This window comes from Bacillus sp. Pc3 (assembly GCF_000815145.1).
In the GTDB taxonomy this organism is placed as follows: Bacteria; Bacillota; Bacilli; order Bacillales; family Bacillaceae; genus Bacillus; species Bacillus velezensis.
In genome coordinates, this window is sequence record NZ_CP010406.1 from 1,668,899 (window position 1) to 1,682,377 (window position 13,479).

The 13,479-nt window shown below is 50.1% G+C and carries 13 protein-coding genes; 3 read left to right on the plus strand and 10 right to left on the minus strand.

What is annotated here, in order from left to right; genetic code table 11:
* Positions 1-107: 107 nt before the first annotated feature.
* Both SB24_RS07820 and SB24_RS07825 read left to right on the plus strand, forming a co-directional pair.
* On the plus strand, positions 108-1,544 hold the full coding sequence (locus SB24_RS07820) for an ABC transporter permease (RefSeq protein ID WP_015416809.1): 1,437 nt from the start codon (positions 108-110) through the stop codon (positions 1,542-1,544).
* A gap of 14 nt (positions 1,545-1,558) precedes the next feature.
* Positions 1,559-2,242 (plus strand): ABC transporter ATP-binding protein, encoded by a 684-nt coding sequence (locus SB24_RS07825; protein ID WP_015416808.1) that lies wholly within the window; start codon positions 1,559-1,561, stop codon positions 2,240-2,242.
* Positions 2,243-2,345: 103 nt separating this feature from the next.
* On the opposite strand, the gene SB24_RS07830 is transcribed toward SB24_RS07825, so the two are convergent.
* From SB24_RS07830 to gerKA, 10 genes are all read right to left on the minus strand, one after another.
* Complete coding sequence (locus SB24_RS07830; protein WP_015416807.1) at positions 2,346-3,692, minus strand: MmgE/PrpD family protein; 1,347 nt, start codon at positions 3,690-3,692, stop codon at positions 2,346-2,348.
* Positions 3,689-4,840 carry a M20 peptidase aminoacylase family protein gene (locus tag SB24_RS07835; protein ID WP_015239149.1) on the minus strand — a complete coding sequence of 384 codons (1,152 nt, stop codon included), beginning with the start codon at positions 4,838-4,840 and terminating at the stop codon, positions 3,689-3,691. The genes SB24_RS07830 and SB24_RS07835 overlap by 4 nt, the downstream gene beginning before the upstream one ends.
* A gap of 17 nt (positions 4,841-4,857) precedes the next feature.
* Positions 4,858-5,607, minus strand: coding sequence for an amino acid ABC transporter ATP-binding protein (locus SB24_RS07840; protein WP_003156349.1), 750 nt, complete (start codon positions 5,605-5,607; stop codon positions 4,858-4,860).
* 13 nt (positions 5,608-5,620) lie between these two features.
* Positions 5,621-6,295, minus strand: a complete 675-nt coding sequence (locus tag SB24_RS07845; protein WP_039252799.1) for an amino acid ABC transporter permease — start codon at positions 6,293-6,295, stop codon at positions 5,621-5,623.
* A 22-nt stretch (positions 6,296-6,317) separates the two neighbouring features.
* On the minus strand, positions 6,318-7,109 hold the full coding sequence (locus SB24_RS07850) for an amino acid ABC transporter substrate-binding protein (protein ID WP_012116791.1): 792 nt from the start codon (positions 7,107-7,109) through the stop codon (positions 6,318-6,320).
* A 28-nt stretch (positions 7,110-7,137) separates the two neighbouring features.
* On the minus strand, positions 7,138-7,629 hold the full coding sequence (locus tag SB24_RS07855) for a GNAT family N-acetyltransferase (protein WP_015388710.1): 492 nt from the start codon (positions 7,627-7,629) through the stop codon (positions 7,138-7,140).
* Positions 7,630-7,642: 13 nt separating this feature from the next.
* Positions 7,643-8,968, minus strand: a complete 1,326-nt coding sequence (locus tag SB24_RS07860) for an LLM class flavin-dependent oxidoreductase (RefSeq protein ID WP_094032085.1) — start codon at positions 8,966-8,968, stop codon at positions 7,643-7,645.
* 168 nt (positions 8,969-9,136) lie between these two features.
* Complete coding sequence (locus tag SB24_RS07865; RefSeq protein ID WP_015416803.1) at positions 9,137-10,255, minus strand: endospore germination permease GerKB; 1,119 nt, start codon at positions 10,253-10,255, stop codon at positions 9,137-9,139.
* A gap of 24 nt (positions 10,256-10,279) precedes the next feature.
* Complete coding sequence (locus tag SB24_RS07870) at positions 10,280-11,506, minus strand: Ger(x)C family spore germination protein (RefSeq protein WP_020955315.1); 1,227 nt, start codon at positions 11,504-11,506, stop codon at positions 10,280-10,282.
* Complete coding sequence (gene gerKA, locus SB24_RS07875; protein WP_039252803.1) at positions 11,493-13,133, minus strand: spore germination protein GerKA; 1,641 nt, start codon at positions 13,131-13,133, stop codon at positions 11,493-11,495. Before gerKA ends, SB24_RS07870 begins: the two co-directional genes overlap by 14 nt.
* Positions 13,134-13,254: 121 nt before the next feature.
* Between gerKA and SB24_RS07880 the strand changes: the two genes are divergently transcribed.
* Positions 13,255-13,476 (plus strand): YczF family membrane protein, encoded by a 222-nt coding sequence (locus tag SB24_RS07880; RefSeq protein WP_007410254.1) that lies wholly within the window; start codon positions 13,255-13,257, stop codon positions 13,474-13,476.
* The last annotated feature ends 3 nt before the right edge of the window (positions 13,477-13,479 follow it).

Below are 13,479 nucleotides of genomic sequence, written 5' to 3' on the forward strand. Positions count from 1 at the left end.
TTTGTTCATATTTTTTTCATACATTTCTCCTACTATATACATATCGAATGGCCGGTGCTAAAGAAGGCCGGTTTTACAAGATCTGACACCCACACGGAGGAACAGACATGAACTTTATAAAAAGAGCCTTTTGGAGCATGAAGGCAAAAAAGGGAAAAACATTTTTGCAGCTGGTTGTGTTTTCAGTGATTTGCATTTTTGTCCTGTCCGGTCTTACGATCCAGTCAGCGGCAAAGAAATCAAGCGAACTGGCAAGGCAGCAGCTCGGCGGGAGCGTCACACTCCAGGCTGACCGCCAAAAGCAAATGGCGCAGCAGCAAAAAGACGGTGAAAAGAGGACGTTTGAATCAACGCCGATTTCCGTCTCAGATGCCAAGAAGCTTACATCTTTACAGCATGTTAAAAATTACAACTTCCTCACGACAGCGTCAGCAAATGCAGAAAGCTTTGATGCGATAAAAAGCTCAGGCGAATCAGCCGATAACCGTTCCGGCGCCGGCCGTTTTCAAGGCGGCGGAAGACAGATGATTTCAGCTGATATCTCGATCGAAGGCGTGCTCTCTACGGCATTGCTTGATGATTTCACAGGCGGGAGCTCAAAAATCACTGACGGCCGCGCCATCATAAAAACAGATGCGGACGCAAAAGTCGCCGTGATTAATGAAACGCTGGCAGATCAAAACAAGCTGAAGGTCGGCGGCTCCATTACCGTTTCCTCAGCAGCGGATGATTCTGTGAAAACGAAGCTTAAAATTGTGGGAATCTATAAAACAACATCATCAGGAGACGATCAGGCACAGCATTTTTCATTCTTAAATCCTGACAATAAAATCTATACGCCTTACACTGCCGCGGCGGCGTTAAAAGGGTCTGATAACAAAAACAAAATCAGCTCAGCCGTTTATTATATGGATGATGCCAAATATATTGACTCATTCGTTGCGGCTGCGAAAAAAACATCTATAGATGATAAAACCTACGCGCTGACGACAAATGATCAGGTGTATCAGCAAATGGTCGGCCCGATTGAAAATGTCGCGTCATTTTCTAAAAACGTGGTATACCTTGTATCCATCGCGGGCGCGGTCATTCTCGGGTTGATCGTGATGATGTCGATCAGGGAACGCAAGTATGAAATGGGTGTCTTGATGGCGATCGGCGAAAAGCGCTGGAAGCTCATCGGACAATTCTTAACGGAAATTCTGGTTGTCGCCGTTATTGCCATCGGGATCGCATCCGTCACGGGCAGCCTTGTGGCGAATCAGCTCGGAAATCAGCTTCTTTCCCAGCAGGTCAGCTCAGCCGATGATTCACAGCAGCAAACAAGCGGCTGGGGCGGAGGAGAAATGCCGCGGGGAGGCGGCATGTTCGGTCAGCATTCATCCGGCGCGGATGTCATCAGTACAATGCAGGTAAACGTCTCGCTGAATGACCTTCTGATTCTTGGCGGCATCGGCGTCGCAATTGCCGTCATCGCCACATTACTGCCGTCTGTATCAGTCATGCGGCTTCACCCTAAAACGATCCTGACCAAGCAGGAATAAGAGGAGGCAGCATAATGAGCCTATTAACCTTTCAACAGACCGGCTACTGGTACCAAGACAAATCACAGCCGCTGTTTCAGGATATAACGATCAGCTTTGAAAAAGGGAAGTTTTATACAATTGTCGGCGCCTCCGGAACGGGGAAAACAACGTTTTTGTCTCTGGCGGGCGGCCTTGACACACCTAAAGAGGGAAGCATCCTTTATAACGGAAAAGACATCTCCAAAATCGGATTAACCAAATTCAGAAATCAATATGTCTCTATCGTCTTTCAATCTTATCATCTGATCCCGTATATGACGGCGCTCCAGAATGTCACAACGGCGATGGAGATCACCGGCTCTAAGGAGAACAACAAAGATGCGTTCGCGCTCAGCATGCTGAAAAAAGTCGGCATCACCGAACAGCAGGCCCGTCAGCGGGTGCTGACATTAAGCGGCGGACAGCAGCAGCGCGTTTCAATTGCGCGGGCTTTCAGCTGTAACACGGATTTGATTTGCGCGGACGAGCCGACGGGAAATCTCGACGAGGATACGTCAAAGGAAATCGTCCGGCTCTTTCAGGATCTGGCGCGTAAAGACGGCAAATGCATCATCATGGTTACGCACGACGAACAAATTGCCAAAGTTTCGGATATCAACATCCGCTTATCAAGAGGAAGTTTCACGGTTAAAGAAAACGGCACGGCCGTTTCCTGATACCGCGCCCCTGCCAGCGCAGACAGGGGCGCACCCTATATCCCCCTATTCAATAGAAGTGAACGTAAAAAGAGCGAGGGCTGCATCCCCCCGCTCTTTTTATTTATATCAGCTGTAAAAAACGGTCCATATTTGATTGTCCGGCTGCTTTGATCAATTCTTCCGCCTTTTTCTCTTCTCCCGACAAAGCGAGCCGGAGTTTGTCTTCAATGTCTTCTTCAGAAAGACCGTTTCCCGGCGCTCCCTTCGGACAGTCGATACGTGCTTCATAGACATGACCGCCGGAAGCCGTGACCCGTACAATTGTAAAACGGCCTTTCGGAACGGCGTTTTCAGCCGGCTGAATTTGGTCATCGCAGCTGCGGTGAATCCGCTCAAATCCTTTTTGAAGGGATTCCGGAATCGGCGCGGATGTGAAATGTTCAACTGAAAAATCCTTACCGTGCAAAGCTAAGGTGATCACATATTCCACGCTGAATCTCCCCGCTTCGCCTGTTTTCGGACGCCGTTCTGTCAATGCGGCGTCACCGCCCGGCGGATAAATCACGTCGATCCGTTCCGTTTGGCCGAAAGTGAGACCATGTTCGGCCTTCAGCTTGAGAATGGCGTCCGCCGCATGATGAGCCGCCGAGCAAAACGGATAAACCTTAAACCAAAGTCCCGGGCTCACAATCCGCCAAGGTTTTCCCCACCCGCTTACAAGGAGGGTTTCTGCCCGTTCAAGATCGCCGTACAGTCCGAAAAAACCTTTCTCCCCGTCGAGCGCATGAACTGAGCCGCCGATACCGGCCTTTGCAAGCTGCACGGCGAACAACCCGGCTTGAGCGGCCAGTCCGGCGTGGAGCGGCTTCATTTCTGTCCCGAATTGCACTCTCATGCCTCCGGAGCGGGCAGCCGCAAACCCGATTGCTTTCTGCAATTGGGTTTGATTCAGATTCTCCGCGAATCCGACGGCGCATGCGGCCGCAATGGCACCTAACGTTCCTGTATTGTGCCAGCCTTTCTCGTAATGATGCCTTCCAGCTGACTCGCCGAGCCGCGCCATCACTTCGATTCCCGTCACATAAGCACCGAGAAAACGGCTTTTGTCTATACGGCCGGCTGATGCGGCTGCAATCAAAGCCGGGAGGATGACTGCGCTCGGATGTCCTCTTACATCAGAATGAACATCGTCAAAATCAAGCGCATGTGCGATGAATCCGTTAATGAGCGCGGATTGGGACGGCGTGGTTTTTTGATTTCTGCCGATAAGCGGCGCTATCGGCACCCCGCCTTCTTCTTCGGCCAGTTTTACCAGCTTTTCAACTCCTTTATCCCGTCTCCCGGCAAAAGCTGCCGCTGTAAAATCAAGCAGTCCTTTGCGCGCTTCTTTCATCGCTTCAGCGGATGTTTCCGGCACAGACGACATGACGGCCTGAGCAAGCCCGGCCGTCAGATTTTCCGTATTCATTCCGTCTGCTCCAATACGTTGACGGCAAGCCGGGCGAAAAACTCAGCCGCTGCCGGGAGCGCTTTTTCGTCGAGTGTGAAGGCGGGATGGTGCCATTCTTCCGTTCCGTTTGTTCCCATCCAGACGAAGAAGCCGGGGATTTTTTCTTGATATAATGCGAAGTCTTCCCCGCCGGGCGACTGTTCTGCCCGAACGGTTTGAAGCCCGAGGCTTTCAGCCGTTTGTTCCGCCGCCTGTATGAAACGGGCGTCGTTCATCACTGACGGAAGGTAAGGATACCAGCGGAAATCAGCCTCTGCCCCGAATCCGGCCGCGATTCCTTCAGCAACCCGCTTCATATGTTTCGGAACAGCGTCACGCGCTTCTTTTTGAAACGTCCGGACGGTGCCTTCCATTTCAACATGGTCCGGGATGACATTCCATGAGCTGCCGCCTTGAACTCTTGTGATGCTGACGACGGCATTATGAAGCGAGCTGATATTTCTGCTGACAACTGATTGCAGGCCGCCGATGATCTGTCCTGCCGCCTGAATCGGATCAATGCTGTTATCAGGGATTCCGGCGTGGCCGCCTTTTCCTTTAACAGTGATTTCAAAGCGGTCGACACTCGCCATCAGCGGACCTTCTTTCAGACCGACCGTGCCGACGGGGAGGTCAGGTTTGTTATGCATGCCGAATATCGCCGATACACCGTCAAGCGCGCCGGCTTCAATGACCTGTCTTGCTCCGGCGGCGATTTCTTCCGCGGGCTGAAAAATAAACCGCACCGTTCCTTTCAGCTCATGCTTTCTCTCATTTAATAAAAAAGCCGTGCCGAGGATAGATGCCGTATGGAAATCATGGCCGCAGGCGTGCATCACGCCGCTGTTGCGCGAAGCAAACGGAAGGTTTGTTTTCTCTTCGATCGGCAATGCGTCGATGTCCGCTCTGACGGCGATGACGGGGCCGCTTTTGTCTCCTTTGATTTCAGCGATCACTCCGGTTTGAAGTTTCGGCATATCAAGAACCGTGATTCCTTCTTCCTCCAGCCAGCGGCGGATTTTATTCGTCGTTTCGTATTCCTCGCCTGACAGCTCAGGGTGTTCATGAAGGTCGCGGCGGATATTGATTAAACGTTTGTTTAATGATTCATACGTTTCATTTGCCATTTCTTCTTCTTCCCTTCTTAGACAAGTTCGGCGGGCTCTCCCACTTGCTTAATGAATTTTTTCGTCCGTTCGTTCTGCGGATTGTCAAACAGCTCTTCCGGCGTTCCCTGTTCGATGATGCGTCCGTCCGCCATAAATATGACCTTGTCGGCCACTTCACGAGCAAAAGCCATCTCATGCGTGACGATGATCATGGTTGTCTGTTTTTCGGCAATTGATTTGATGACTTGGAGCACCCCGGCTACAAGCTCAGGGTCAAGGGCCGAAGTCGGTTCATCCAGTAAAATCGCGTGAGGATCAACGGCCAAGGCACGCGCAATCCCGATCCGCTGCTGCTGCCCGCCTGACATCGTAATCGGGTAGCTGTCCGCTTTGTGTTCTAAACCGACTTGCCGCAGCAAATCCATACCGATCTGTTCCGCTTCTTTTTTCGGTTTCTTTTGCGCGGTGATCAGCGCCTCTGTCACATTTTGCAGGGCGGTTTTGTTTTTGAACAGGTTGTAATTCTGAAACACCATCGCCGTCTGCTGGCGAAGCTTATGAACGTCTTTGCGCGAATAGGACGCTGCATTCAGCTTTGCATCACCGATTTCAATGATGCCGTCATCCGGGCGCTCCAGCAGATTCAAACAACGGAGGAGCGTTGATTTTCCCGAGCCTGACGGGCCGATGATGGCCGTGACTTCGCCGCTTTTGATCTCAAGATCGATCCCGTCAAGTACGGTAAGGTCTTTAAATGCTTTTCGAATATGTCTGACTTGTATCATCCTGAGCCTCCTCCTATGTGCGATAAGGCTTGCTGATCGCCCGTTCGAGCAGATCCTGCAGCACACTGTAAATAATCGTAAGAACCCAGTACATGACCGCGACGGCTAAATACGTCTCAAAATATTTGAGGTTGCCTGATGCGTACATTTTTCCTTGGGCGAACATTTCCATCACTCCTAATGTAAAGGCGAGCGATGTTTCTTTTAACAGGCCGATAAACGTATTTCCCGTCGCGGGAAGCGCGTTTCTGACGGCTTGCGGGAAAATGATCCGTCTGTACGCCTGGGATTTTGTCATTCCGACAGACAGACAGGCTTCAAGCTGCCCCTCATCTACTGAGTTGAGCGCCGCGCGGAAGATTTCAGCCAAGTAGGCGGCATTCTTCAGGCTTAACCCGATAATCGCCGCAGTTAACGCCGTCATCTTGCTCATTCCGGGAAACAGCTGAGGCAGGCCGTAATAAATTAAGAAAAGCTGGACGAGCGTCGGCACGCCCCGGAAAAATGAAATATACACCTTTGACAGCTGGTGAAGCACAGGAACACGATTTTTTGTGATAAGCGCTAATATAAGGCCGCCGATCACGGCAAATACCATGGCTGCGACGGCCATTAGTAATGTGATCGGCAAGGCTTCGATTAACGCGGGAAAAGCTGAAAACATAAATCCCCAATCAATGCTGTTCATTCTCGATTTTCACCGCCGTTTCTTAATGCTTTGCTTCTGTTGTGATATCTTCTTTAAAGTACTTTTCAGACAGCTTTTTCAGCGTGCCGTCTTTTCGCAGGTCTTCAATGGCTTTGTTTACTTTTTTGCGGATTTTATCGTGAGCCGCATCTTTCGCAAACGGGAAAGCGACTTTTTCATAGACAATCGGGTCTCCTGCTAATTTCAGAGGCAGACCGGTCTTTTTGATCTGGGCGATCAGGACGCTGCGGCTGTTTACATAAGCGTCAACCCGTCCGTAAGCCACGTCTTTCAGCGTGCCTTCTTGTGTTTCATATGTTTTCATGTTGATTTTTTTATCCGGGTCCTTGCTCTCAAGGTTTTTCGCGTGGTTTGAGCCCAGAACGGCCGCCACTGTTTTTCCTTTTAGATCGTTGACTGATTTGATGTCTTTGTTATCGTTTTTGACGACGATTTGAGTGCCCGCATACGAATACGGTTCCGTGAAGTTATACGTTTTCTTGCGTTCGTCCGTGACAGCGACCTGGTTAGAGATGGTATCGAGTTTGCCGGTCTGGAGCTCTCCCATCAGACCGCTGAATTCAAGCAGCTTCCAGTCCAGTTTCATGTTGATTTTTTTCGCGACGGCTTCCATGACATCCACGTCAAAGCCGGTCAGCTTGCCGTTTTCTTTATATGCGAACGGATAGCTTTGTCCCGTGGCGCCTACATGCAGTACGTTATCGCCGCCTTCGCTTTCTTTTCCGTTTCCGCATGCTGATAAGACCGCCAAAAGTGCGGCAGACAGCAGCAAAGCCCATGTTTTCTTCTTCATTGAAATCCCGCCTTTTCCTATTAGAATGTTAATCCTGCAATTGTTTTTTTAAATAAATGGTGATGTGCCCTTTTCCTAGATCCTTTTCGCCTGCACGGACGTAGCCTTTCCGCTCGTACATGCCGATCAGCCACGGATGCTTGTCCGCTGTGCCCAGTGACACGAAAGGCGCTTTTAATGTGTCGCGGAGCACTGTATTCTCCAGCCACTCCAGCATGTCTGAGCCCGTCCCTTTTTTTCCGGTTTCAGGATCGACGGCAAACCACCAAATATGAGGAACACCGTACGGCCCGGGATTCGGCCCCCACGGCATCCGCAGAGAAATCGTCGCCAGAATCCGGCCGTCTTCCTCCAAAACGTAACAGGCGTTTTTTTGTATGTTAGTTAATACGAGTTCTTTATCCGCCGTGGCAGCGGCAAAGTTGATGCCGAGCTTGCGGATCGGTTCATACGCCCGCAGTGTCAGTGAAAGCAGCTCATCAGCGTCTGCCTCCGTTGCGAGCCGGTATTGTCTTGACATGATGAGCCCTCCTTTAGTCGGCATATCGGTTTGCCGGTTTTTCCAGTCCGAAATGTTCTCTGAGCGTCGTTCCTTCATACTCTTTTCTGAACACGCCCCGTTCTTGTAAAATCGGAATCACTTTGTCTACAAAAAGAGTGAGACCTTCAGGCAAAAGCGGCGGCATGATGTTGAAACCGTCACAAGCTTGTTTTCCGACCCATTCTTCCATCTTATCGGCAAGCTGTTCCGGCGTTCCGACAAAGATATGATGGCCTCTTGAACCCGCCACATATTTGTACAGCTCGCGGATGGTCATGTTATCGCGTTTGGCCATCTCCTGAACGAGCTTGAAGCGGCTTTTAACGGCATTCGACGCATCCGCATCCAATTCAGGCAGCGGGCCGTCAAGCGGGCAGGCGGAAAGATCGACGCCGCCCAGATAGTTTTGCAGAATGTTCAGGCCGACAGACGGAATGATGAGGTCTTGGAGCTCTTCATATTTTGCCTGCGCTTCTTCTTCGGTATCGGCGATAACGGGAAAAATTCCCGGCATGATCGCGATTTTTTCAGGATCACGGCCGAAAGAAGCCGCTTGTTCTTTAATAGATTGATAGAATTCCTGCGCGGATTCCAAATGATTTTGCGCGGTGAAAATGACCTCCGCCGTTTTGGCGGCCAGCGCTTTTCCGTCTCCTGATGATCCGGCCTGAATAATGACCGGGCGCCCTTGAGGTGTGCGGGCAACATTTAACGGCCCTCTCACGGAGAAATATGTTCCTTTATGGTTCAATTCATGCATTTTGCCTTTATCGAAAAATGCTCCTGATTCTTTGTCACGGATAAAGGCGTCTTCCTCCCACGAATCCCATAATCCTTTGACGACTTCAACGAATTCTTCCGCGCGCTGATATCTGAGATGGTGCTCAAGATGCTTTTCGCCGCTGAAATTAAGCGCGGTCGATTCAATCGAAGATGTGACGACATTCCAGCCCGCGCGGCCGTTGGAAAGATGATCAAGCGATGCAAATTGTCTCGCGATATGGAACGGTTCGCTGTATGTGGTAGACGCGGTCGCCGTCAGACCGATGCGGGATGTGACCTGAGCGAGCGCCGACAGAAGCGTAAACGGCTCAAAGCGCGTCAGCACATTCGGATGTGATTTGCCGTCTATTGATAAACTGTCCGCCAAGAACAGCATGTCCAATTTCCCCCGCTCCGCTGTTTTCGCCAGTTCTTTGAAATAATCCAAATTCATGCTCGCGTCCGCCGGTGCCTGAGGATGTCTCCAAGAAGCGACATGATGGCCGGTGCCCGCGAGAAACACACCGAGTTTGATTTCTTTTTTCTTTGTCATGATGGATCTCCTTCTATTCTGAAATACGGTTCGGAACACATTAACACCACTAAACCTATATTTCCTAGTAAATTTATAAGAATAAATCAAAATGTACAATTGTCACGCAAGTTTGTCAATGCATGAAGACAAAAATCATGATTTTTTAAAAAACCCGGCGCACCGGCCGGGTTATTTCTTCGAAACTGTATAGACGGTCCCTTTGACCTTTTTCTTAATAACGGCAATGATAAGCAGCAAAACGGGGAACAGCACTTGAAACGGAAGATGAATATAGATCGGCACAATGTTTAAGCCTTCATTCATATGTTCCGAAAAATTGCTTGCGATGCTGATGGAGAGAATCAGCACCCCCAATCCGACCGGGAAGGCCAGCTGGGACGGATTTTTTTCTTTAAACAGCGTGGACACGCCCACGACAACCGCATATGTAAAAAGGCTGACTTTGAAAAAACCGCCGATGACGAGCACGAGCATGAAAAAGACATCCAGCCGGTCTAAAAACTCTTCCACTTTAATTGTCTGTATGGTGCTCAGCAGCGGAAATTGAGAGCGGAGCATTAAGTTGACGTCCAGCACACAAATATTAATCGCCACTGACATTGCCAAAAACAGCCCGCTGATGATAATCGCCAGAAATCCGGTTTTCTTCACCTTTTTCCGATCTTTTAAATAAGGGAAAATCATGACAAACACGATTAATTCACCGAACGGGATGAACATCGTCTGTTTAAACACGGAATAAATGACCGTTCCTGCACCCTCCGCTAAAACGGGCTGGAGAAATCTGAGGTTTATCGTGCCTGAGCTGATAATGAGGATCAGCCCGACGGCTGTCAGGAAATACATAATGCCAAACAGCAGCTCGCCGGCTCTCGCTATCACTTCAATTCCCTTTCTGACCGCAAATATCGCGGCGATCATCAGCATGGCATTCACAATTAAAATTGGCGTGTCCTGGTAGGCGAAGGTGACAAGCATTTCGCCGAAATCCCGCAATACGCGGGCGGCGATATAAGCAAAATAGAGAATATAAAGAAGGGAGACCGCCCAGCTCAGATGTCTGCCGATCAGTTCGTTCATGTAATCTCTCGGTGAAGACTCAGGAAAAAATTGATACAGCGCCTGATAAACGTAGAAAAGTCCGAGACCGGTAACGCACCCGAGAAGCACGGACAGCCACGCATCCCGCCCGGCCATCGTGCCCGGCGGGATCAATAACGAACTGCCCAATTCAAACAAAATGATCATAATAAACAGCTGACGCGTGCCGATTTTCGCATTTTCCATACGCTTCGCTCCTTTCTCCTCAAATCAATCATGCTCAAGCTTGTCTGAGAGAGGATTATTCCGCAAGCCCGTTCTTCTGATAATGACTTCCGTTTTGACATCTACGGGGAGATTGGGGAAATATTCTTCATCCCACTTCCCTTTGAACTTTTTCCATTTGTCCGGATGCTTCCGATAGATCAGGTCTCCAAAGCCGACGAAGTCATTCTTATGGGCTTTTATATCTTCAATCGATTTGGTGATATCTTTCTCAAGCTGCACGCTGAGCGCCTTTTGCATCGTCATCAGCACTTGCGGATCAGACAGATGGAAAGGGTATCTGACAGCGTCCACCAGCCCCTCGACCTGAGCATGCACGTGAATATGCGGTTTTCCGTTCGGAAAAGTGGCCGTCACTTTTGTATTCTGGCGGGTGACCTGCAGACTGATGGCATGCTTCACGTTCTTCCAATCCGCATTGATGAACGTATGCTTGATCCTATTGAGCAGCCATACAGCCCCCACACTGTCGTCATCCTCAATCCAGTAATCCAGCCTCCCATCCTTTTTGAACACCGCCAGTCCGTCCGCTGACAGCACTGCTTTCGGTTCAGTTGTCTGCGTATTTTCCATCGTAGGACCGGCTTTATCGTCTCCGTGCATTTCATAACCAGGAATAAACGGCGACCCGGCCGGAGAAGCGAGATCAATCAGAACGTCCTGAAGGCTGGTTTTAATGACTCTGCCGTATTGTTCCTGCGTGAAGCTGAGCGTCTTGTTCACTTTATTGGAAGGGATTTTATCAATCGGCGTCAGCACTTTAATAATGTCTTCAGCCTTGCAATTATGCGCGATCACAACGGTTGCGGTCGTCCTGAATTCGGTGTCGCGGTCAAGATTGTCCAGAATAAAACTGAGCCCTTCCTCTTTCGCCAGTTTTTCACTGAACACCACGAGATTCGTATGCGCAAAATAGAGCCTTCTGGACACTTTCATCGAGCCTTTTCTCAAAGCTTCCGTCATATTGTCTCCGGACACCGAATAGACGGAAACCGGAGGCCGGTCTCCCGCTCCGCCGCCCTGCAGACCGCCGGCCACGTTTCCCGGATTGATAATTTGCAAGTGAAGGACGTATTTTCCCGTTTCGGTCCGGTCAATACCGATGGCGGAGATCACCGCTAGATCGGTCAGCTCCCTTTTATCCCAGCATCCGGATACAAACATAAGGGAAACCATCGTACAAAGGATAAGCATCCATTTACGTCTTTTCATTACCGTCGCCCTCTTCTACATCTTTATTAACCATTCCTCTGGATGTCTCCGGTTTCGGTCTTTGATGTTCCCCTTGGCGCCTGTTGTTTTCCTGCACGAGCAGTCCCGGCCTTTTTTCATCCGCCCATAACGGAGCTCGGAGAAGGGAATCCTTCAGCCCGCCCGGGGTTAAAGGAGCGAGCGGGGACATATACGGAAATCCGAATGAACGCAGGCCGCACAGATGGACAAACATCATGATAATGCCCAGAATCAGCCCGTAAAATCCCATGACCGCCGCCGACAGAATAAAGAGAAACCGGATCAGGCGCGCAGATATCGCCATGTCAAAAGCCGGGGTCGCAAAGCTGGCAATCGCCGTCAGGGCGACGACGATAACCATGGCCGGGGAGACGATGCCGGCCTGTACGGCGGCCTGGCCGATGACAAGCGCTCCGACTATGGAAACGGCGGAGCCGACAACTCTCGGAAGCCGGACACCCGCCTCCCTGAGAATCTCAAAGGCCACTTCCATCGTCAGCGCTTCAATCACGGCCGGGAACGGCACCGTCTCCCGCTGAGCCGCGATGACAATCAGCAGCTGCGTCGGAATCATTTCCTGGTGAAAGGTCGTCGCCGCCACATAAATCCCCGGCGCCACCAGTGAAATGAAGAAGATCAAAACCCGCAGCACCCTGATGCTGGTGGCGATATCAAATCGTGAATAATAATCCTCAACGGATTGAAAAAATTGAATAAATAAGGCCGGCGCGATGAGAACGAACGGCGTTCCGTCCACGATAATCGCAAATCGTCCTTCCAGCAGATTCCCCGCCACGACGTCCGGCCGCTCCGTATGATATACGGTGGGAAACACAGAAAACGGCGCGTCTTCAATGAGCTGTTCAATGTAGCCGGATTCCAGAATGCTGTCGATGTCAATGTGCTTCAGCCGCTTGCGGACTTCCTTAATCAGCTTTTTATCGCAAATTCCGTTAATATACATCAGCGCGACATCCGTATTCGTTTCGTGTCCGATCTCCATTTTTTCAACCCATACATCAGGCGTTTTTACATACCTGCGGATCATGGATATATTGGTTTGCAGAGATTCAGTGAATCCCTGCCGCGGGCCGCGGAAAGAGACCTGAGTGCTCGGTTCTTGAATGGACCGGTGCTCTCCCCCTTCCGTGCTGGCGATCAGCGCCTTGTCAGCCCCGTCGACAAAAATGAGCGTGCTGCCCGCCACCAGCCCGGCATAAAGACTTTTCCATTTTTCTGCCTCTTTCACCCCGCCGATCGCAAGCGTTTTATCGTATATCAGGCAGACCGCTTGTTCCGGCTGAACGGACGGGATGTCGATTAAATCCTCCAGAAGGGATTGGCTGACGAGCTGTTCGTCTACCAAACCGGCGATATACACAATTGCAGCCGGAAGCTCTTCTTTTCCGATTTTCAGCCGGCGGATGACGACGTCGGCACTGTTGCCGAACCTCTCAGACAGCTTCTTCATATTTTGCTTTAAGCTGAGGGAGATCGGCTCATCCCGCTCTTTGTCCGGCTGGCTGTCCGCTTCTTTTCTGCCTTCATTGTCACGGTCGTTTTGATCGGCTTTTTTTTGTTTCTTCTGTTTAAAAAATGGCGGCATATCGCAAAAAACCTCTCCTCGTTTTTTTCATATTCTTCCTGTACGGCAAAAGATTATGCACGGCGGAAAGTCTGTATAAGTTCTGCGTAATCGAAAAGGATAAAAAGGGAGAGTGATGCGCATGAAAATATTGGGGGTTTCATTTTTTTTGCTGGCTGCCTGTCTGATCATTTCAGTAACGATAGATATGCTGCAAGGTTTCAGTTTCTATGGAGCGGTCCAAAACAACCTGTCCGCTTTTAAATTGACCACCTTCTCAGAATGGCTGATGCTGTTTTTATTCGCCCTCTTTTTAATCAGAGAAATGATCGTTTTATATAAATCCGGTAAAAAAGATGCCTGACAG

What these genes read in the sequence shown, in the direction of transcription:
- SB24_RS07840 (WP_003156349.1), bottom strand. Translation starts at nt 5,607, where the DNA reads ATGATACAAGTCAGACATATTCGAAAAGCATTTAAAGACCTTACCGTA.
- SB24_RS07830 (WP_015416807.1), bottom strand. Translation starts at nt 3,692, where the DNA reads ATGAATACGGAAAATCTGACGGCCGGGCTTGCTCAGGCCGTCATGTCG.
- SB24_RS07825 (WP_015416808.1), top strand. Translation starts at nt 1,559, where the DNA reads ATGAGCCTATTAACCTTTCAACAGACCGGCTACTGGTACCAAGACAAA.
- SB24_RS07880 (WP_007410254.1), top strand. Translation starts at nt 13,255, where the DNA reads ATGAAAATATTGGGGGTTTCATTTTTTTTGCTGGCTGCCTGTCTGATC.
- gerKA (WP_039252803.1), bottom strand. Translation starts at nt 13,133, where the DNA reads ATGCCGCCATTTTTTAAACAGAAGAAACAAAAAAAAGCCGATCAAAAC.
- SB24_RS07820 (WP_015416809.1), top strand. Translation starts at nt 108, where the DNA reads ATGAACTTTATAAAAAGAGCCTTTTGGAGCATGAAGGCAAAAAAGGGA.
- SB24_RS07845 (WP_039252799.1), bottom strand. Translation starts at nt 6,295, where the DNA reads ATGAACAGCATTGATTGGGGATTTATGTTTTCAGCTTTTCCCGCGTTA.
- SB24_RS07855 (WP_015388710.1), bottom strand. Translation starts at nt 7,629, where the DNA reads ATGTCAAGACAATACCGGCTCGCAACGGAGGCAGACGCTGATGAGCTG.
- SB24_RS07865 (WP_015416803.1), bottom strand. Translation starts at nt 10,255, where the DNA reads ATGGAAAATGCGAAAATCGGCACGCGTCAGCTGTTTATTATGATCATT.
- SB24_RS07835 (WP_015239149.1), bottom strand. Translation starts at nt 4,840, where the DNA reads ATGGCAAATGAAACGTATGAATCATTAAACAAACGTTTAATCAATATC.
- SB24_RS07870 (WP_020955315.1), bottom strand. Translation starts at nt 11,506, where the DNA reads ATGAAAAGACGTAAATGGATGCTTATCCTTTGTACGATGGTTTCCCTT.
- SB24_RS07850 (WP_012116791.1), bottom strand. Translation starts at nt 7,109, where the DNA reads ATGAAGAAGAAAACATGGGCTTTGCTGCTGTCTGCCGCACTTTTGGCG.